Source organism: Pseudomonas sp. H3_E04, assembly GCF_054668915.1.
The window spans coordinates 951727-972418 of the sequence record NZ_CP162797.1 but is presented as its reverse complement, the minus strand read 5'-3'; the positions used below and the strand labels follow the sequence as shown (position 1 = coordinate 972418).

Sequence of the window (20692 nt, the reverse complement as noted above, 5' to 3'; positions counted from 1 at the left end):
AAGATGCCACCTCTTACATCCGATGCTGCTCCAGTAAAAAATCCACAAACAACCGCACCCGCGCCGGCATCGCCGCGCCGCCGACGAACACCGCATGAATCGGTTCCTCATCACCGGGGTTCCAGGTTTGCAGCAGCGCAATCAAATCCCCGCGCTGCAAGTCTTCCCTGACGGTGAACTCGCCAATCCGCGCAATGCCGGCGCCGAGTCTGGCGAACTGGGCCAGTGCTTCGCCGCTGCTGCATTCGATGTTGCCGCTGACTTTCAGCGAGAACTCCTTGCCGTCGCGGATAAACGGCCAGTTGGCTTCGGCGCGGCGGAAGTTGAAGCGCAGGCAGTTGTGCTTGAGCAGGTCTTCCGGTTCGAGAGGTGTGCCGTGGCGTTTCAGGTAGTCGGACGATGCGACCACGACTTGGCCGGTGTGGCCGAGCCGGCGTGCGGTCAACGGGCTGTCGGGCAGATGGCCGAAGCGTATGGCGACATCCGCCTGGCCAGCGAGGATGTCGACTACTTCGTCGCCGAGGCTGAGGTCGACGACGATGTTCGGGTAACGGGCGGTGAAGGCTGCGACCAACGGCACAATGGTCAGCCGTCCATGGCCAAGGGCGGCACTGACACGCAAGCGGCCCTTGGGTACGCCTTGATCGGTGATGGCGCCTTCCACTTCGTCCATGTCGGCCAGAATCCGCCGGGCACCGCGCAGGAACGCTTCGCCCTCGGCGGTAAACGCCAGCGCGCGGGTCGTGCGCAGCAACAGACGAGTGCCGAGTCGCTGTTCGGCGCGGGCGATGATCCGACTGACCGCCGAAGGCGTCAGCCCCAATGCACGCGCCGCTGCTGAGAGGCTGCCCTCCTGCGCCACGGTGACGAACACGCTCATTTCCCCTGATCTGCCGTTGAAGTCCATTCGTGCCTCTTACGCAAAGGTGATTGCCAAAATCGCCATCTACCGCCGGAAAACGATGGATCGTAGCATTGGCGGCATAGATGAGGAGACTTTCCATGCGTATCAATCCACCACTTGTTGCACTCGCTGTCGGCGCCTTTGGCATCGGCGTCACCGAGTTCGCGCCGATGGGCATGTTGCCCGGCATCGCTGCCGATCTCGGCGTTTCCATTCCCGCTGCGGGGTTGTTGGTCAGTGCCTACGCTTTGGGCGTGCTGCTCGGCGCACCGCTGATGACCCTGACCACCGGCAAAATCCCTCGGCGTTATCTGCTGATCGGGCTGATGGCGATTTTCACCCTGGGCAATCTGATGTCGGCGCTGGCCACCGATTACTCCAGCCTGATGGTCGCCCGGGTGATCACCTCGCTCAATCACGGTGCGTTCTTCGGGGTTGGCTCGGTGGTTGCCGCCAGTGTGGTCGCGCCAGAGAAACGTGCCGGCGCCGTGGCGGCAATGTTCATGGGCCTGACGTTGGCGACTATCGGCGGTGTGCCGCTGGCGGCGTGGTTTGGTGAGCTGTTCGGCTGGCGCACGGCGTTCTGGGGCATTACCGGTCTCGGCGTGCTGACCATGATCGCCTTGTGGTTCGCCCTGCCCAATCTGAAAGCAGAGCAAGGCGCGGGTGCGCTGGCGGAAATACGTGTATTGGGCCGAGGTCCGGTGCTGGCCGCGCTGGCCCTGACCGTGGTCGGCTCGAGTGCGATGTTCACCGTGTTCACCTACATCGCGCCGATTCTCAGCAGCGAGACCCACGCCTCCGCCGCGTTCATCACCGCCATGCTGGTGTTGTTCGGAATCGGTTTGACCCTGGGCAACATGTGGGGTGGCAAGGCTGCCGACCGTTCGATCGACCGCACCCTGATCGTGTCGCTGAGCGCATTGATTGTGGTTTTGCTCGCATTCACTGTGCTGATGCGCTGGCCGCTGCCGGCCGCCGTGGCCATTCTGATCTGGGGTATCGCCAGCTTCGCTCTGGTGCCGCCGCTGCAGATGCGCGTGATGGAAGCGGCCAAGGACGCGCCGAATCTGGCTTCGGCGGTGAACATCGGTGCGTTCAATTTCGGCAACGCGATCGGCGCGGCGCTGGGTGGCGCGGTGATCAATGCCGGGCTGGGTTATCCAGCGATTTCCTTGGCCGGCGCGGCGATGGCTGGTCTGGGCCTGCTGATGGTGCTGACGTTCGCCTGGCGCTCCAGAGCCAGTGCCGCTGCGCTGGCGTAAGTCTTCGCAGCGCTACGCCCCGCCCTGCTGATACTCGCGGGGCGTGCAGCCGAACTCGCGACGGAACACCGTGTGCAGATATTGCGCAGACTTGAAGCCGCAGGCCTGGGCAATATCGGCAATCGCAGCATCGGTGTTCTTCAAACCGCTGGTAGCCGCCGCCAGTTTGAAACGCAGAATCTCGTCATGCACGCTGCAACCGCGCTCGGCGCGGAAATGCGCTTCCAGCGATGAGCGCGACACGCCGACATAGGCCGCCACTTGCGCGGTCTTGATGCCCTGGCAGGCATATTGGCGGATGAACAGCAGCGCTTGCATGACGTAGGGATTGCCCAGCGGTTGGTGCAGGCTCGACACCTGCACGTTGACCGCGTCCGGCGGAATCAGGATTTGCGTACCGGTGGACGGCATGCCGTGGAGCATCTGGTGCAGCAGTTGCGCGGCGGTGCGGCCCATGGTTTCGGTGCCCTGAATCACCGAACTCAGCGGCACACGCGTCAGGCTGCGGGTCAGCGGGTCATTGTCGATGCCGATCAGCGCGACCTGCTCGGGCACGGCGATGCCGGCGGTCAGGCAGGCTTGCAGCAACTGCCGGGCACGGGCGTCGCTGACGGCGATGATGCCGATCGGTTTCGGCAGGCTGTGCAGCCAGGCGATCAGTTGTTCCACGGCGCTGTCCCACAGCGGCGCGCTGGTGCCCATGCCGCGATAGATTTCCGCGTGCAGGCCATCGCGTTGCATCAGTTTGCGAAAGGCTTTTTCCCGCTCCTGCGCCCAGCGATTGGCCTGCGCCTCCGGCAGGCTGAAACAGGCAAAACGCTGCAACCCCGCCTCGACCAGATGCGAGTAAGCCAGCGTGATCAATGCGTTGTTGTCAGTGGCAACGTAGGGAATCGCTTTCGGGTAGGCGCGCGCATCCTCGTAGGAACCGCCCACCGCCACCACCGGCAAATGAATGTCGGCCAGCGCCTCGCCGATCAGCGGATCGTCGAAGTCGGCAATGATCCCGTCACCCTGCCAGCGCTCGATGCCTTTCAGGCGGCAGAGAAAATCCTCTTCCAGAAACAAGTCCCAGGAAGCGCGGGTGCTGCTCAGGTAGTTGCCAATGCCGCTGATGATTCCACGGTCGTAGATCTTGCTGCCGTTGAACAACAGGGCGATGCGGTGCACGGGCGGTAGGCTTTTCATACAGGATCCGGATTTGGCGTCAAGCCATTCGCGAGCATCCTCGCTCCCACACGGTTTTGTGAATGACACGAATCAAATGTGGGAGCGAGCCTGCTCGCGAAAGCGGCCTCAAATTGTTTTTGTACTGTTCCGGGCCGCCATGTCAGGGCAGCGATGGACACAGACTAGGCGCGAAGACGCAGAAGCTCAATACGCAAAATCGCACTCGCAGTTGAGGCTTTTCATAATCAGCGGGCACGGGGCCGTTGCTAGTATCGAGACACCGCCAAGAACAACAAGGACAAGGTCCATGCAGTACTTCCCCAATATCGAGCCGGTTCGCTACGAAGGCCCGAACAGTGATTCGCCCCTCGCTTTCCGCCACTACGACGCCGACAAACTGATCCTCGGCAAACCCATGCGCGAACACCTGCGCATGGCCGCCTGCTACTGGCACACCTTCGTCTGGCCCGGCTCCGATGTGTTCGGTGCCGGCACCTTCAAACGCCCCTGGCAACGCAGCGGCGAACCGATGCAACTGGCCATCGGCAAGGCAGAAGCCGCGTTTGAGTTCTTCAGCAAACTGGGCATCGATTACTACTGCTTTCACGACACGGACGTCGCCCCCGAAGGCAACTCGCTGAAGGAGTACCGCGAACACTTCGCGCAAATGGTCGACCGCCTCGAACAGCATCAGGAACAAAGCGGCATCAAGTTGCTCTGGGGCACCGCCAACTGCTTCAGCAATCCGCGTTTCGCCGCCGGTGCCGCGAGCAATCCCGATCCGGAAGTGTTCGCCTGCGCCGCTGCGCAAGTGTTCAGCGCGATGAATGCGACCCATCGCCTCAGAGGCTCCAACTACGTGTTGTGGGGCGGTCGCGAAGGCTACGAAACCCTGCTCAATACCGACCTGAAACGCGAGCGCGAACAACTCGGGCGCTTCATGCGCATGGTCGTCGAGCACAAGCACAAGATCGGTTTCACCGGCGACCTGCTGATCGAACCCAAGCCACAGGAGCCGACCAAGCACCAGTACGACTACGACAGCGCCACGGTGTTCGGCTTTCTCCAGCATTACGGCCTGGAGAAGGAAATCAAGGTCAACATCGAAGCCAACCACGCGACCCTGGCCGGCCACAGCTTTCATCACGAAATCGCCACCGCCGCCTCGCTGGGAATTTTCGGCAGCATCGACGCCAACCGTGGCGATCCGCAGAACGGCTGGGACACCGACCAGTTCCCCAACAGCGTCGAAGAAATGACCTTGGCGACCTATGAAATCCTCAAGGCCGGCGGTTTCAAGAATGGTGGTTTCAACTTCGACTCCAAGGTGCGCCGGCAGAGCCTCGACGAGATCGACCTGTTCCACGGCCACGTTGGCGCCATGGACGTTCTCGCCCTGTCGCTGGAACGCGCCGCTGCGATGGTTGAGAACGATCAACTGCAAGTGCTCAAGGACCAACGCTACGCCGGCTGGCGTCAGCCGTTCGGGCAAGCGGTGATGGCGGGCGACTTCAATCTCGAGTCGCTGGCCGAGCACGCGTTTACCAACGAGCTGAACCCGCAAGCCGTCAGTGGCCGTCAGGAAATGCTCGAAAACATCGTCAACCGTTACCTGTATCGCTGATCGCCGAGACCCTCTGCCGACGCAACCACGCTGTGACAATTGCACGACAATTCTGTGCCTGCTGCGTCGGCAGATTCTCTACAGTTCTACCAGCCCGATTCATCGTCAGGCCGTGTCTTTCCAACAAAAATAAAAGGACGCACCACCATGAAGAACTTGAAACGTACGCTGTTGGCCAGTGCCCTGGCGTTGTTGGCCCTGCCGGTAATGGCCGACGCCACCCACCCGAAAATCGGTTTCTCCATTGACGATCTGCGTCTGGAACGCTGGTCGCGCGACCGCGATTACTTCGTCGCGGCGGCGGAAAAAATGGACGCCAAAGTCTTCGTGCAATCGGCGGACGCCAACGAGCAGAAGCAGATTTCGCAGATCGAAAACCTTATTTCTCGCGGCGTCGATGTAATCGTCATCGTGCCGTTCAACGCGACAGTGCTGACCAACGCCGTGGCCGAGGCGAAGAAAGCCGGGATCAAAGTGGTGTCTTACGACCGGCTGATTCTCAACGCCGATGTCGACGCCTACATTTCCTTCGATAACGAAAAGGTCGGTGAAATGCAGGCCGGCGGCGTGCTGAAAGCGGCGCCCAAGGGCAATTACTTTCTGTTAGGCGGTGCGCCGACCGACAACAACGCCAAGATCCTCCGTGAAGGCCAGATGAAGGTGCTGCAGCCGGCCATCGACAAGGGTGATATCAAGATCGTCGGCCAGCAGTGGGTCAAGGAATGGAACCCGACCGAAGCGCTGAGCATCGTCGAAAACGCGCTGACCCGTAACAACAACAAAATCGACGGCATTGTCGCCTCCAACGACGCCACCGCTGGCGGCGCCATCCAGGCACTGGCCGCGCAACAACTGGCCGGCAAGGTGCCGATTTCCGGTCAGGACGCCGACCTCGCAGCCGTCAAACGCGTGATCGCCGGCACGCAAACCATGACCGTGTACAAACCACTGAAACTCATCGCCTCCGAAGCGGCCAAGCTCTCGGTGCAACTGGCGCGCAACGAAAAGCCGGCCTACACCTCGCAGTACGACAACGGCAGCAAAAAGGTCGACACCATCCTGCTCACGCCGACCCCGTTGACCAAGGACAACATCGACTTGCTCGAACAGGATGGCTTCTACACCAAGGCGCAGATCGCCGGGCAGTGATCCGGCCATAAATCCTGGTCAGACCTGTGGGAGCGAGCCTGCTCGCGAAAGCGGAGTGTCAGTCAGTAAAGCTCTGGCTGAAAATGCCCCTTCGCGAGCAGGCTCGCTCCCACACAGGTTCAGTGGTGTTTGAGTTCCTGATATACGAGCCTTTTCCATGTCCGACTATCTGCTGCAAATGAACGGCATCGTCAAAACCTTCGGCGGTGTCAAGGCGCTGAACGGCATCGACATCAAGGTCCGCCCCGGTGAATGCGTGGGCCTGTGCGGCGAGAATGGTGCCGGCAAGTCGACGCTGATGAAGATCCTCTCGGCGGTCTATCCCCATGGCACCTGGGACGGCGAAATCCTCTGGGACGGACAACCGCTCCGGGCGCAATCGATCAGCGAAACCGAGGCCGCCGGCATCGTCATCATCCATCAGGAGCTGACGTTGGTTCCCGACCTGTCGGTGGCGGAAAACATCTTCATGGGCCATGAGCTGACGCTGCCCGGCGGGCGCATGAACTACCCGGCGATGATCCACCGCGCCGAAGCGCTGATGCGTGAATTGAAAGTGCCGGACATGAACGTGTCGCTGCCGGTTTCGCAGTACGGCGGCGGCTACCAGCAACTGGTGGAAATCGCCAAGGCGCTGAACAAACAGGCGCGTCTGCTGATCCTCGACGAGCCCTCCTCGGCCCTGAGCCGCTCGGAAATCGAAGTGCTGCTCGACATCATCCGCGACCTCAAAGCCAAGGGCGTCGCCTGCGTCTACATCTCGCACAAACTCGATGAAGTCGCCGCCGTGTGCGACACCATTTCGGTGATCCGCGACGGCAAACACATCGCTACCACCGCCATGGCCGATATGGACATTCCGCAGATCATCACGCAAATGGTCGGCCGCGAAATGAGCAACCTTTATCCCAGCGAGCCGCATGAGATTGGCGAGGTGATTTTCGAGGCGCGCCACATCACCTGCTACGACGTCGACAACCCCAAGCGCAAACGGGTCGACGACATTTCCTTCAGCCTCAAGCGCGGCGAAATTCTTGGCATTGCCGGGCTGGTCGGCGCCGGCAGGACCGAACTGGTCACCGCGCTGTTCGGCGCCTACCCCGGCCGCCACGAAGGCGAAGTCTGGCTGGACGGCCAGCCGATCGACACGCGCACGCCGCTGAAAGCGATCCGTGCCGGCCTGTGCCTGGTGCCTGAAGATCGCAAGCGCCAGGGCATCATTCCGGATCTCGGTGTCGGCCAGAACATCACCCTCGCCGTGCTCGAGAGTTATTCGAAAATGACCCGCATCGATGCCGAAGCCGAACTGGGCTGCATCGACCGGGAAATCTCCCGGCTGCATCTGAAGACCGCAAGTCCGTCCCTGCCGATCACCAGCCTGTCGGGCGGTAACCAGCAGAAAGCCGTGCTGGCGAAAATGCTGCTGGCCAAACCGCGCGTGCTGATTCTCGACGAGCCGACCCGAGGCGTGGATGTCGGCGCCAAGTATGAAATCTACAAGTTGATGGGCGCGCTGGCCGCCGAAGGCGTGTCGATCATCATGGTTTCGTCGGAACTGGCCGAAGTACTCGGCGTGTCCGACCGCGTGCTGGTGATCGGCGAAGGCCAGTTGCGCGGCGACTTCGTCAACCATGAGCTGACCCAGGAACAGGTACTCGCCGCCGCCCTCAGCCAGCCGGGCAGCCATAACAATAATGATCGGAAAACCGCGTAAATGAATCAGGTCAAACAACTGTTCACCCGCTACAAGATGCTCGCGCTGGTATTTGCCGTGGTGCTGATCTGGCTGTTCTTCAGCTGGCAGACCGAAGGCGGTTTCCTCACCCCGCGCAACCTTTCCAACCTGCTGCGGCAGATGTCGATCACCGGAATTCTGGCCTGCGGCATGGTGCTGGTGATCATCAGCGGCGAGATCGATTTGTCGGTGGGCTCATTGCTCGGCCTGCTCGGCGGCCTCGCGGCAATACTCGACGTGGTCTATCACATTCCGTTGCTGGCGAATCTGAGTCTGGTCGCCCTGTGCGGCCTGATGATCGGCCTCGCCAACGGCTACATGGCGGCGTACTTGCGCATCCCGTCCTTTATCGTCGGGCTGGGCGGCATGTTGGCGTTTCGCGGGATTTTGCTGGGGATCACCGGCGGCACCACCATCGCCCCGGTATCGCCGGAGCTGGTCTACGTCGGCCAGGGTTATCTGCCCCACGCGATCGGCACTGGCCTGGGTGTGCTGCTGTTTGTGCTGACGGTGTTCCTGACCTGGAAACAACGACGCAATCGCGCCTTGCATGGCCTGGCGGCGCATTCACTGGTGCGTGATGTTGTGCGCGTGCTGGTGATCGGCGCGGTGCTGGCCGGTTTCGTCCAGACCCTCAACAGCTATGACGGCATTCCCGTGCCGGTGCTGCTGTTGCTGATTCTGCTCGGCGTGTTCAGCTACGTCACCAGCCAGACCGTGTTCGGCCGCCGGGTCTATTCGGTCGGCAGCAACATGGAAGCCACGCGCCTGTCAGGCATCAATGTGCAGGCGGTCAAGCTGTGGATCTTCGGCATCATGGGCGTGATGTGCGCCCTCGCCGGCGTGGTCAACACCGCACGCCTCGCCGCCGGCTCACCCTCGGCCGGCAGCATGGGCGAACTCGACGCCATCGCCGCCTGCTTCATCGGCGGCACCTCCATGCGCGGCGGCTCCGGCACCGTCTACGGCGCCCTCCTCGGCGCGCTGGTGATCACCAGCCTGGACAACGGCATGTCCATGCTTGACGTCGATAGCTACTGGCAGATGATCGTCAAGGGCAGCATTCTGGTGTTGGCGGTCTGGGTGGATGTGAGTACGCGCACGGCGCGGCGTTGATCACCGCGAGCCTGGAGGGATCTGCTTCAAAAGGGAGCAAGAACGCAACCCGCTGCTACGCTACGTAACACAATATTATGGAATACCAGATACCATTAAACGCTGCTTCAAACGCTTGGTCCGCTCTGGCTCAATGGCTTCGAAGGCCTTGCAGAGCTTGGCCCGTATCTTGCTCCTCCAGTGCATATCGCGCTCAAGGTCTATGGCCATGCCTGCATCCTCCGCACAATTCGGCGACGCTCACACCCGCTCTTCAAGCGCGGTGTGTGCGTTGCCGTGCGCAGCGATGGCGCGTTATCTCCGTCGATTCCGCTCTTCGTCCTCCATCGTGCTGCCTCGGCTGCCATCCTGCGTGAGCGCAAAGCAAAACGGCTTCTGGCAGATAGTCAGGTAACACCTCCCGACGAGAGTCTCTCTCGATCTCTCGCAGTTTCCGCCTTGGCGGATCGCTGCGCACCGTCATTACCGAGTTTCCTGGTGAGTCCCTCCGGCTCGCCCGGCGCTCTGCATCCGGAACAAACCTGATGAACCAAAACACCGCCTTGCTTGTGATCGATATGCAAAAGGAAGATGGCTTCCCGCTCGAACGCTTCGATCAAGTGGTCGATAACGCCGCATCCCTGATCGATCGCGCTCGCCAGTTGCACATCCCGATTTTCTATACCCGCCACGTCAACGACGCTCCGGGCCGCGATCTGGCGCTGGGCGAAACGGTAGACGACCAAGGCAGGCCGACGACTTACCGCGCCGGCACATCTGCGATCGAGATCATTGATGCCCTGGCGCCTCGAGACGCTGACGTCGTCATCGATAAACGCCGCTACAGCGCCTTCCACGGCACCCGTTTGGCTCAGATGCTCAACCGCCGAGGCATCAAGCAACTGGTGGTCATCGGCGTGCTGACGGATGTGTGTGTCATGAGCAGTCTGTTCGACGCCTATCAGCACGACTTCCAGGTCAGCCTTGTCGCTGACGCCTGTAGTGCGACTACAGAGGGAGCGCATTACTCGGCACTGTTCATCCTGTCCAACTGGCTGTACGGGCTGGAGCTCTTTACCACCGAGCAGCTGTCGAGACGCTGGAACAACGAGCCGGCAACATCGCTTCGAACCGCAGAACCCGATCACCTCGCCTTCCAGCCAGATGAATTCCCACAAGTCGTAGCGCGCTTTCAACGCCGCCTCGTCGACGCCTGCTGAACGGAGAACAGACATGAAAGTTGAAAAACGCAGCATCGACTTTATCCCTGAGAGCGAGCGTCACGGTCGGCCACGTTCCCTGTTCTTCGTCTGGTTTGGTGCCAACGCCAACATCACCACGGTAGCGGCTGGAGTGTTGCCCATCAGCCTGGGACTCAATCTTTTCTGGAGTGCGCTATCGATCCTTATCGGTTCGCTGATTGGTGCAATCTTTATGGCTTCGCACTCCGCGCAGGGGCCGAGACTGGGTATTCCGCAGATGATCCAGAGCCGGGCACAATTCGGGGTTTTCGGCGCTATCGTCCCGCTGCTGTTCGTCATGCTTATTTACTTGGGCTTTTTCGTCAGCAACACGCTGTTGGCTGCTCAGGCGGTCAGCAACCTTAGCCCGTTGAGCACCGCTGGCAACATCGCTCTGCTGGGCGCGGCATGCTTCCTGGTCGCGCTGTTCGGCTACCAATTGATCCATCGCGTGCAGAAGGTGCTCTCGTTGGTTTCGATTGCCGTGTTCGGCATCGCCACCCTGCTCGCCCTCGCGCTGCCGATAGAGACCGGCCAATGGACCGCGCAGGGTTTCAATCTGGTCAGCTTCCTCGCCTCCGTCAGTATCGCGGTCACTTGGCAATTGTCCTACGCACCTTACGTGGCGGATTACTCTCGGTATTTGCCGAGCGACACATCCACCCGCCAAGTGTTCTGGTACAGCTACGCCGGTACCGTTATCGGCGGAAGCTGGATGATGTTGTTAGGCGCCGTGCTGGCCAAGGGCATGGTGGGGTTCTCCGATAACGTCGGGCTGCATCTTATAGGCCTGCTCGGAGGAGGCACGCTGTTGATGGTGGCATTCGTGCTTTACGGCCAGATCGCCATCAACGTGTTCAACCTGTATGGCGCTTTCATGTCGACGGTCACGATGATCGAGCCTTTCTCTGCGCTCAAAATCACCCCGTCTGTACGTGCGGGATTCCTGCTGATCATCTGCACGATCGCAACCGGTTTATGCACTTTGGCGCAGGACGACTTTCTGCAGTTCTTCCTGAATTTCATTTTTTTCATGAGCTACTTTCTGATCCCCTGGACGGCGATCAATCTTGTCGACTACTACGCGCTGCGCAAAGGCGTTTACCGGATTGCCGACATCTTCGATCCGGCAGGCATCTACGGTCGGGTGAACTGGACAGCAATCGCAGTATTCCTTTGCACCATTGCTCTGGAAATTCCGTTCATGAACACCTCCATGTACGTCGGGCCTGTTGCCACCAGCCTGCAAGGCGTAGACCTGGCGTGGGCCGTTGGCTTGCTGTTCCCTGCGTGCGCTTACTACGCCCTCATGCGCCGGCGCGGTTCGCTGCTGCTCAAGGCAACGGGCGTCTGACTGAGCAGAACAGATCTGCTTTCCAAAGCCCGGAAACAAGGGCTGAGGTCTGTCAGCGCAGACGTCAGCCCGTCTTCGAACCAGCCCGTCAGGGCATGCGCATCTCATACGCAGTGCCGGACCTTAACCATCTGTAATGCACGAACGTCTGCTAGGATCGCAATTCACTGACGGAACAGGAGCACGGTGCGTGAGCAAGCACAATGCGACCAGCGACAGCGTTTCCAAGGGCATAGTGCTGATCAGCGCTGCTGTCTTTCTGCTCTCCCTGGCCGATGCAGCGGTCAAATACTTCAGCACTCGCCTACCGCTCTGGCAGCTGTTCCTCTTGGTGTCTTGTCTGTCGGTTCCCGCCCTTGGCGTCTGGCTCGGCAGACGCATCAGATCGGGCCGCCAAGGGATTACATCGCTGTACTGGGTGACCGTCCGAAGCATCCTGCTTTTGTTGATGTGGGTAACCTACTACGCGGCATTACCGCTGATTCCATTATCAGTCGCTGCCGTGGCGATCTACACGACGCCCCTGTTCATTGCGCTTTTTTCCACCCTTTATGGAGGTGAGCCGTTATCACTGCGTGGCTGGGTGGCGATAGGAACAGGCTTTGCGGGTGTCGCAACGGTGTTACGTCCAGGCTCGGACATCTTCGTTCTCGCAACGCTGTTGCCCGTCATCGCTGCTGTGTTCTACGCGCTTGCGATGGTAGTGACGCGCCGACACTGTCGCAGTGAACATCCACTGGTATTGGCCCTGGGATTGAATACCGCTTTCCTCGTCGCTGCCAGCCTCGGCGGTATCGCTTCGCTGATGGTCAGTGACACGACTGCCACAAGTGCCGGTTTTCTACTCTCCCCATGGCAATCGCTTGATTGGCAAGTGACGCTGTTCATCTTCTGTTATGCCTGCGCTCTGGTCTTCATCAACACCGCTACCGCCAAGGCTTATCAAATCGCGCCTGCGGCACTGATCGGCACGTTTGATTACGCCTACCTGGTTTTTGCCTGTCTTTGGGGTTACGTGCTGTTCCACGAGGTCCCGGATATTTTTACATGGGCAGGAATGGCGTTGATTTTGATTGCCGGCTTGCTGGTCATCCGCGCCCAAAAAGATGGCCAGTAACTTTGCCTGTGAAAGTTGACAGTCCGGCCTGCTGTCAGTGTTTTGCCCTTTCTCGTCAATTCCCCGGCAAATCAGATATTTCTGCCTAGACTTGAACATGTCCCGGCACTTGAACGCGTTCAGCGCGTCGAGCGGTCATCACAATAAAAACAAGAGGAATCACCCAGATGCTCAGATCTCTGTTCAGCGCACTTGCCTGCGCTTTGGCGGTAAGCAGCATGAACCCGGCCATGGCGGCAGACCCGGTGATCATCAAGTTCTCGCATGTGGTCGCTGACCAGACGCCCAAGGGGCAAGGTGCGTTGCTGTTCAAGAAACTGGTCGAGGAACGCTTGCCGGGCAAGGTCAAGGTCGAGGTGTATCCCAACTCCTCGCTCTTTGGTGATGGCAAGGAAATGGAAGCGCTGTTGCTCGGCGATGTGCAGATGATTGCGCCGTCGCTGGCCAAGTTCGAGCAGTACACCAAGACCGTGCAGCTGTTCGACCTGCCCTTCCTCTTCAATGACATCAACGCTGTCGACCGTTTTCAACTGAGCCCGCAGGGTCAGGGCCTGCTCAAATCCATGGAAAGCAAAAACATCACCGGCCTGGCTTATTGGCACAACGGTATGAAACAACTGTCGGCCAACAAGCCACTGCGTGTGCCCGCTGATGCGCGCGGCCTGAAGTTCCGCGTGCAGGCCTCGGCGGTGCTGGAAGAGCAGTTCAAGGCGGTGCGCGCCAATCCGCGCAAGATGAGTTTTGCCGAGGTTTATCAAGGCCTGCAGACCGGTGTGGTCAACGGGGCGGAGAATCCTTACTCGAACATCTACAGCCAGAAGATGCATGAAGTGCAGAAATACATCACCGAATCCAACCACGGTGTACTGGACTACATGCTGATCACCAACACCAAATTCTGGAACGGCCTGCCACCCGACGTGCGCAGCGAACTGGACAAGATCGTCGTGGAAGTCACCACTCACGTGAACAACGAAGCCCAGCAACTGAACGAGGGTGACAAGCAACGCATCCTTGCCGCCAAAACCACGGAAATCATCACGCTTACGCCAGAAGAACGTGCGCAATGGCGCGATGCGATGAAACCGGTCTGGAAGAAGTTCGAAGGCGAAATCGGCCCTGAGTTGATCTCTGCTGCCGAAGCCGCAAACCAGGCGCAATAATCGCAAGGCAGGCGCCGCCAAGTCGGCGCCTGCCCGTCTTCACTCGACGTGAGATGCCATCCATGAAAGCGCTTCGGCGAATCTGGGAACACTTCGAGGAAGGCTTCATCGTCTTCCTTCTGGCGGCCATGACCCTCGTCACGTTTGTCTACGTGATCCTCAATAACTTCTACAGTCTGTTTTACTGGCTCGCCGATCATTGGCCGGCAGCGAGTGTCCCGCTGTTCGCCGTGGGCGATCAGATCATGGGCATGGCGCAGGCCATGACCTGGAGCACAGCCCTGACCAAAGCGCTGTTCGGCTGGCTGATTTTTTTCGGCCTGGCTTATGGCGTGCGTACCGCCGGGCATATCGGTGTCGACGCACTGGTCAAACTGGCACGCAGATCGGTGCAGCGCTACATCGGCATCCTCGCCTGCCTCTGCTGCCTGGCCTACGCGGGACTGCTCGGCGTCGCCAGCTTCGAATGGATTGAAACCTTGATGAACGCCGGTATCGGCGCCGAGGATCTCGGCCATTTCGGCGTCATGCAATGGCATGTCGGGTTGATCGTGCCGCTGGGCTTCGCGCTGGTGTTCATCCGCTTCGCTGAAATTCTCCTGCGCATCCTGCTCAACCGTCAGACCGGCCTCGGGCTGGCCGATGAAGCGGCCGACGCGCTGAAACTAGCCGAACACGAGGATGACAAGCCATGACCATCGCCTTCCTGTTCGTGGCCCTGTTCGCCTTGATGTTCATCGGCGTGCCGATCGCCATTTCACTGGGGCTGGCCGGCTCCCTGACGATCATTTTCTTCAGTCCCGACTCGGTGCGCTCGCTGGCGATCAAACTGTTCGAGACCTCGGAACACTACACGCTGCTGGCCATTCCGTTCTTCCTGCTGGCCGGGGCCTTCATGACCACCGGTGGCGTCGCCCGCCGGCTGATCGACTTCGCCAACGCCTGTGTCGGGCATATTCGCGGCGGCCTGGCCATTGCGGCGGTGCTGGCCTGCATGCTGTTTGCCGCCCTCTCCGGTTCGAGTCCCGCCACGGTCGCTGCGGTGGGCTCGATTGCGATTGCCGGAATGGTCCGCTCTGGCTACCCGCAGGCCTTCGGCGCCGGGATCATCTGCAACGCCGGTACGCTGGGCATCCTGATCCCGCCGTCGATTGTGATGGTGGTTTACGCCGCCGCGACAGAAACCTCCGTGGGCAAGCTGTTCATGGCCGGCGTGGTGCCTGGCCTGCTGCTGGGCACCGCTTTGATGGTGGCGATCTACATCGTCGCGGTGAAGAAAAATCTCCCCGCCTTGCCCCGTGCAACGCTTCGCGAGTTTCTGAGTACGGCACGCAAGGCAATCTGGGGCCTGTTGCTGATGGTGATCATCCTCGGCGGCATCTATTCGGGCATGTTCACCCCGACCGAAGCTGCCGCAGTGGCAGCCGTCTATTCGGCCTTCATCGCTTTGTTCGTCTACAAGGATCTGACCTTTCGCGAGACCCCCAAGGTTCTGCTCGACTCGGCCAAGCTGAGCATCATGCTGATGTTCATCATTGCCAACGCCATGCTGTTCGCCCACGTGCTGACCACCGAACAGTTACCTCAACAAATCACTGCCTGGGTGATCGACGCCGGCCTGACGCCGGTGACGTTCCTGCTGGTGGTCAACATTGTGCTGTTGATTGCCGGCGCGTTCATGGAACCGTCAGCGATCATCCTGATCCTGGCGCCCATCCTTTTCCCTATCGCGATGAAACTGGGCATCGATCCGATTCACCTCGGCATCATCATGGTGGTCAACCTTGAGATCGGCCTGATCACGCCACCGGTGGGCCTGAACCTGTTCGTGACCTCGGCGGTGACCGGCATGTCCTTGCCCGCCACGGTTAAAGCCGCGATGCCCTGGTTGTCGATTCTACTGTTGTTCCTGATCCTGATTACCTACGTACCCTGGATCTCACTGGTGCTGCCGAACTGGCTGGGGATGAACTGAAGTGGCGATCACGTTCAGCCAGGATCGACTAAAGTGCAATCACTCTGCTTAAAACCATAACAAGACGGAGAAGTGCTCCCATGCGAGTCAAAACACGCTTTGCCCTGCTGGCCGCCGCCACGCTGACCCTTAGCAGTGCTGCGCAGGCGGCGCCCGTGTTCATCAATATCCTCACCGGCGGAACCAGCGGGGTTTACTACCCGATCGGGGTCGGTCTGTCGCAAATCTACAGCGACGGCATTGCCGGTTCAAAGACATCGGTGCAGGCCACCAAAGCGTCGGTAGAAAACCTCAACCTGCTGCAGGCCGGACGCGGCGAATTGGCCCTGGCTTTGGGCGACTCAGTCGCCGACGCCAAAAACGGCGTGGAAGACGCCGGTTTCAAAGCACCGCTGACCAAATTGCGCGCCTTGGGCGGCGCCTATCCCAATTACATTCAAATCGTCGCCAGCCAGGAGTCGGGGATCAAAACCCTCGCCGATCTCAAGGGCAAGACCATTTCGGTCGGTGCGCCCAAATCCGGCACCGAATTGAATGCGCGGGCGATATTCAAAGCGGCCGGCCTGACATACGAGGACATGGGCAAGGTGCAATATCTGCCGTTTGCCGAATCGGTGGAATTGATCAAGAACCGGCAATTGGATGCCACCCTGCAATCGTCGGGGCTGGGCATGGCCGCCATCCGTGACCTGGCTTCGGTGATGCCGCTGAACTACGTGGCTATCCCGAGTGAAGTGGTGGCAAAAATCGGCAATCCGGCCTACCAGAGCGCAATGATCCCGGCCAACACCTACGACGGACAGGCCGAAGCCGTGCCTACCGTGGCAATCACCAATATTCTGGTGACCCGCGCCGACCTGCCGGATGACGTCGTCTATGACATGACCCGCCTGCTGTTCGACAACCTGACGCGCCTGGGCAACTCCCATTCGGCGGCCAAGGACATCAAGCTGGAAGCGGCTGCGAAAAACCTGCCGATCGCGCTGCACCCCGGCGCCGAACGCTACTACAAGGAAAAAGGCGCGTTATAAGCGCTTGTGCGCAGTGGCGTGACGGCCACTGCAGCGTCGATTCCTTTGTGTGGTCATGAGGAAGGCAGCCAATGAGTGACGAGCATCACGGTATTTCCGCGAACCCACGGGACTGGCCGAAAACCCTGTTTTACGTAGCGTTGCTGTTCTCGATTTTCCAGATCGTCACCGCAGCCTTCTCACCTCTCTCCAGCCAGGTGCTGCGTGCGGTGCACGTCGGCTTCCTGCTGTGGGTGGTGTTTCTCAGTTATCCCGCACGCGGCACAGACCGTCCGTGGCAACCGCTGGCGTGGCTGCTGAGCCTGGCCGCTATCGCTACCGCGCTGTATCAATGGGTGTTCGAGGCCGACCTGATCCAGCGTTCCGGTGATCTGACGTCGGCCGATCTGGTTATCGGCATCGTGTTGATTGCTCTGGTATTCGAAGCCGCGCGACGGGTGATGGGCATTGCGCTGCCGGTGATTTGCGGGTTGTTCCTGGCGTACGGCCTGTTCGGGGAATACCTGCCAGGCGAACTGGCCCATCGCGGCTACGGTTTCGACCAGATCATCAACCAGCTGTCCTTCGGCACCGAAGGGTTGTACGGCACGCCGACCTACGTATCGGCGACCTACATTTTCCTGTTCATCCTGTTTGGCGCTTTCCTCGAGCAGGCCGGCATGATCAAGCTGTTCACCGACTTCGCCATGGGCTTGTTCGGTCACAAGCTGGGAGGCCCGGCAAAAGTGGCCGTGGCCTCGTCGGCGTTGATGGGGACGATCACCGGCTCCGGGATCGCCAACGTCGTGACCACCGGGCAATTCACCATTCCGCTGATGAAGCGCTTTGGCTATCGCGCCGCGTTCGCCGGCGGCGTGGAAGCCACCTCCAGCATGGGCAGCCAGATCATGCCTCCGGTGATGGGCGCAGTCGCCTTCATCATGGCTGAAACCATCAATGTGCCCTTCGTCGAGATCGCCAAGGCGGCGCTGATTCCGGCCCTGCTGTATTTCGGTTCGGTGTTCTGGATGGTCCATCTGGAAGCCAAGCGCTCCAACCTCAAGGGCTTGCCCAAAGACCAATGCCCCAGCGCATGGGGCGCGGTGAAAACCAGCTGGTATTTGCTGATTCCTCTGCTGGTTCTGGTTTACCTGCTGTTTTCCGGGCGCACACCGCTGTTCTCGGGCATGGTCGGCTTGGCATTGACCGCCATCGTGATTCTTGGCTCGGCGATCATTTTCAGGGTGCACAGCTTTGGCCTGCGCTGTGCGTTCTGGATTGCCCTGGGCGTGCTCTGCACAGGTTTTTTCCAGCTTGGCATCGCGGTGATTTTTGCGGTCATTGCCGTCCTGGTGCTGGTCTGCGCTTTCATCAAGGGCGGTCGTGAAACGCTGCTGATCTGCCTGCACGCGCTGGTCGAGGGCGCCCGCCACGCGGTACCGGTGGGCATCGCCTGCGCGTTGGTCGGTGTCATTATCGGCATCGTTTCGCTCACCGGCGTCGCTTCGACGTTCGCTGGCTACATTCTCGCCATCGGCCGCGACAACCTGCTGCTGTCGCTGATCCTGACGATGATCACCTGCCTGGTGCTGGGGATGGGCATTCCGACCATTCCCAACTACATCATCACCAGCTCGATCGCAGCGCCCGCCCTGCTGGAGCTGGGCGTGCCACTGATCGTGTCGCACATGTTCGTGTTCTACTTCGGCATCCTCGCCGACCTGACCCCGCCGGTCGCCCTCGCCTGCTTTGCCGCCGCACCGATCGCCAAGGAAAGCGGCTTCAAGATCAGCCTGTGGGCCGTGCGCATTGCGCTGGCAGGTTTCGTCATCCCGTTCATGGCGGTCTACAACCCGGCCCTGATGCTGCAAGGCGACAACTTGTGGGCGACTGCCTACATGCTGATCAAGACTCTACTGGCGGTTGGTCTGTGGGGCATGGCGTCTACCGGTTTTCTACAACAGAAAATGCTGCTCTGGGAACGAGTGCTGAGTCTCGGCGCCGGCACCCTGCTGATCGTGGCACTGCCGGTGACCGATGAAATCGGCTTCGCACTCGGGATTCTGGTCATCGTGCAACACCTCTGGCGCTCACGGCGCGCAGCAGCGGTCAATGCATGATCGGCTTGTGCCTGGGTCTGGCCGGCAGCATTTGGGCCCAGTTGCCGGTAACGAATTTCACCTTGGCATGGACCCACAGCATCGAAAAAATCCTTTGGGAAGAAGACTACAGCGTCACGGCCCAAGGCCTGGTTCTGCAGGAGGCCAGGGTTCGCGGCAACGGCGCTGGCATGGAGATACCCGACGATGCTCGGCTGGAGAACGGCAGTTGGCATTTCCGACGCCACTTGCCGCCGCTGCAACCACTGCAATTGGGCCGAACCCCGCAGGCCGGCGATTACCAGTTATGCATGGACGGCAAGTGCGAATTGGTCAGCCGATGGGTTGGGCCGGCCAGAATCAGCCAGCCGTTCTTGCAGTTGTGGAGTTGCGAAATGACCACGCTATCGGCATCGCATGATGGTTAGCCAGGAAACCGTGGCGAGCTGTCGCCAACATCGCCACGTTGCGCGGATTACTTGTGCGCCAGCAGCGCCTTGCGTGCAGCCTTGGCGTGTTTCATGGCAGCGATTTCCCGCTCGCACGCTTCGACATCGAAGGAGTTGTCCCACTTGGCAATGGCGATGGTGCCGATGCCGTTGCCAATCAGGTTGGTCACCGCTCGCGCCTCGTTGAGGAAGCGGTCGATGCCCAACAGCAACACCAGGCCCACCAGAGGTATCGAGTGAATGGTGGTGAGGGTCGCCGCCAGGGTCACGAACCCTGCTCCCGCCACACCGGCCGAGCCCTTGGAGGTCAGCAGGAACACGCCGAGCAGGATCATTTGATCCATGAACGTCAGCGGTGTGTTGGTCGCCTGGGCAATGAAGATCGCCGCCATGGTCAGGTAGATGCAGGTGCCGTCAGCGTTGAAGGTATAGCCCGTCGGCAGGACCATGCCGACCACGGATTTCTTGCAGCCGAGCTTTTCCAGTTTGACCATCATTCGCGGCAGCACTGCTTCGGTCGAACAGGTGCCCAGGGTGATCAGGATTTCATCTTTGAAGTAGCGCAGAAACTGCATCAGCGGCATGCCCGACCATCGCGCCACCGCGCCCAGTACGACGACGATGAAAATCAGCGTGGTGATGTACAGCGCGACCAGCAACTGCCCCAGCGACAGCAAGGTGCCGATGCCGTACTTACCGATAGTGAACGCCATGCCAGCCCCCGCGCCCAACGGCGCCAGACGCATGACCATCGCGACGATTTTGAACAGACCTTGCAGGAACAGATCGATGGTGTTGATCAGCGGCTTGCTGGTTTCGCCCATTTGCACCAAGGCGACGCCCATCAGCACCGACAACAGAATCACTTGCAGCATGACGCCATTGGAGAAAGCGCCGAGAAAGGTATGCGGGATGATATTGAGGAAGAACTCGACCAGACCGCCCTGCTCGCTCGCTGCTTGGCTGTATTTGTTGACAGCACTGCCATCGAGGGTGCCGGCGTTGATGTTCATGCCGGCGCCGGGCTTGACCACATTGACTACGATCAGGCCGACCACCAGAGCGATGGTGGAAAGAATCTCGAAGTAGATCAGCGCTTTCACACCGATGCGCCCGACCTCCTTGATACTACCCATCTTGGCGATACCGACCACTACCGTGCCGAAAATGATCGGCGCCAGGAGCATCTTGATCAGCTTGATGAAACCGTCAGCGAACGGCTGCAGCTTGGCGCCGATGTCGGGCACGAAGTAACCGATGGCAGCGCCGATGACGATGCCGATCAGCACTTGCACATAGAGCTGGCTGTACCAGCGCGATTTTGAAGTTTCCACGGAAGCAC

The 20692-nt window shown here is 60.0% G+C and carries 17 protein-coding genes; 14 read left to right on the top strand and 3 right to left on the bottom strand.

Features of this window, described 5'->3' with window-relative positions:
* Positions 1-13 precede the first annotated feature (13 nt).
* Positions 14-907, bottom strand: a complete 894-nt coding sequence (locus tag AB4N53_RS04510) for a LysR family transcriptional regulator (protein ID WP_460118524.1) — start codon at positions 905-907, stop codon at positions 14-16.
* A 95-nt stretch (positions 908-1002) separates the two neighbouring features.
* Here AB4N53_RS04510 and AB4N53_RS04505 point away from each other — a divergent pair, with 95 nt between their 5' ends.
* Positions 1003-2169 carry an MFS transporter gene (locus tag AB4N53_RS04505; protein WP_041480537.1) on the top strand — a complete coding sequence of 389 codons (1167 nt, stop codon included), beginning with the start codon at positions 1003-1005 and terminating at the stop codon, positions 2167-2169.
* A 12-nt stretch (positions 2170-2181) separates the two neighbouring features.
* Here the strand turns inward: AB4N53_RS04505 and AB4N53_RS04500 are convergent, their stop codons facing one another.
* On the bottom strand, positions 2182-3357 hold the full coding sequence (locus tag AB4N53_RS04500; protein ID WP_016774329.1) for a XylR family transcriptional regulator: 1176 nt from the start codon (positions 3355-3357) through the stop codon (positions 2182-2184).
* Between the two features lie 289 nt (positions 3358-3646).
* Between AB4N53_RS04500 and xylA the strand changes: the two genes are divergently transcribed.
* The 13 genes from xylA (at position 3647) to AB4N53_RS04435 (ending at position 19329) form a co-directional block, all read left to right on the top strand.
* Entirely contained in the window at positions 3647-4963 is a 1317-nt protein-coding gene (gene xylA, locus AB4N53_RS04495; protein WP_460118522.1) for a xylose isomerase, read from the top strand.
* Positions 4964-5110: 147 nt separating this feature from the next.
* A complete protein-coding gene (gene xylF / locus AB4N53_RS04490; protein ID WP_016774327.1) occupies positions 5111-6112 on the top strand; it encodes a D-xylose ABC transporter substrate-binding protein in 1002 nt (333 codons plus the stop codon).
* Between the two features lie 157 nt (positions 6113-6269).
* Complete coding sequence (gene xylG / locus AB4N53_RS04485; protein WP_039758957.1) at positions 6270-7826, top strand: D-xylose ABC transporter ATP-binding protein; 1557 nt, start codon at positions 6270-6272, stop codon at positions 7824-7826.
* Positions 7827-8963 (top strand): sugar ABC transporter permease, encoded by a 1137-nt coding sequence (locus AB4N53_RS04480; RefSeq protein ID WP_016774325.1) that lies wholly within the window; start codon positions 7827-7829, stop codon positions 8961-8963. It begins immediately after the preceding gene.
* A gap of 524 nt (positions 8964-9487) precedes the next feature.
* Positions 9488-10162 carry a cysteine hydrolase family protein gene (locus AB4N53_RS04475; RefSeq protein WP_460118519.1) on the top strand — a complete coding sequence of 225 codons (675 nt, stop codon included), beginning with the start codon at positions 9488-9490 and terminating at the stop codon, positions 10160-10162.
* A 13-nt stretch (positions 10163-10175) separates the two neighbouring features.
* Entirely contained in the window at positions 10176-11537 is a 1362-nt protein-coding gene (locus tag AB4N53_RS04470) for a purine-cytosine permease family protein (RefSeq protein ID WP_460118517.1), read from the top strand.
* 190 nt (positions 11538-11727) lie between these two features.
* The gene (locus tag AB4N53_RS04465; RefSeq protein WP_460118515.1) at positions 11728-12654 is read left to right on the top strand and encodes a DMT family transporter; all 927 of its coding nucleotides are present in this window, start codon (positions 11728-11730) and stop codon (positions 12652-12654) included.
* Between the two features lie 167 nt (positions 12655-12821).
* Positions 12822-13817 (top strand): C4-dicarboxylate TRAP substrate-binding protein DctP, encoded by a 996-nt coding sequence (gene dctP, locus AB4N53_RS04460; protein ID WP_460118513.1) that lies wholly within the window; start codon positions 12822-12824, stop codon positions 13815-13817.
* Between the two features lie 62 nt (positions 13818-13879).
* The gene (locus AB4N53_RS04455) at positions 13880-14512 is read left to right on the top strand and encodes a TRAP transporter small permease (RefSeq protein WP_076563315.1); all 633 of its coding nucleotides are present in this window, start codon (positions 13880-13882) and stop codon (positions 14510-14512) included.
* Positions 14509-15792: a C4-dicarboxylate TRAP transporter large permease protein DctM gene (gene dctM, locus AB4N53_RS04450; protein WP_016774319.1), complete on the top strand. Its 1284-nt coding sequence runs from the start codon at positions 14509-14511 to the stop codon at positions 15790-15792. Before AB4N53_RS04455 ends, dctM begins: the two co-directional genes overlap by 4 nt.
* 80 nt (positions 15793-15872) lie before the next feature.
* Entirely contained in the window at positions 15873-16823 is a 951-nt protein-coding gene (locus tag AB4N53_RS04445; RefSeq protein WP_460118509.1) for a TAXI family TRAP transporter solute-binding subunit, read from the top strand.
* 71 nt (positions 16824-16894) lie between these two features.
* A complete protein-coding gene (locus tag AB4N53_RS04440) occupies positions 16895-18922 on the top strand; it encodes a TRAP transporter permease (protein WP_460118507.1) in 2028 nt (675 codons plus the stop codon).
* On the top strand, positions 18919-19329 hold the full coding sequence (locus AB4N53_RS04435; RefSeq protein ID WP_460118505.1) for a DUF1850 domain-containing protein: 411 nt from the start codon (positions 18919-18921) through the stop codon (positions 19327-19329). Before AB4N53_RS04440 ends, AB4N53_RS04435 begins: the two co-directional genes overlap by 4 nt.
* Before the next feature lie 47 nt (positions 19330-19376).
* Here AB4N53_RS04435 and dctA read toward each other — a convergent pair whose 3' ends face one another.
* Positions 19377-20684, bottom strand: coding sequence for a C4-dicarboxylate transporter DctA (gene dctA / locus AB4N53_RS04430; protein ID WP_016774313.1), 1308 nt, complete (start codon positions 20682-20684; stop codon positions 19377-19379).
* Between the last annotated feature and the right edge of the window lie 8 nt (positions 20685-20692).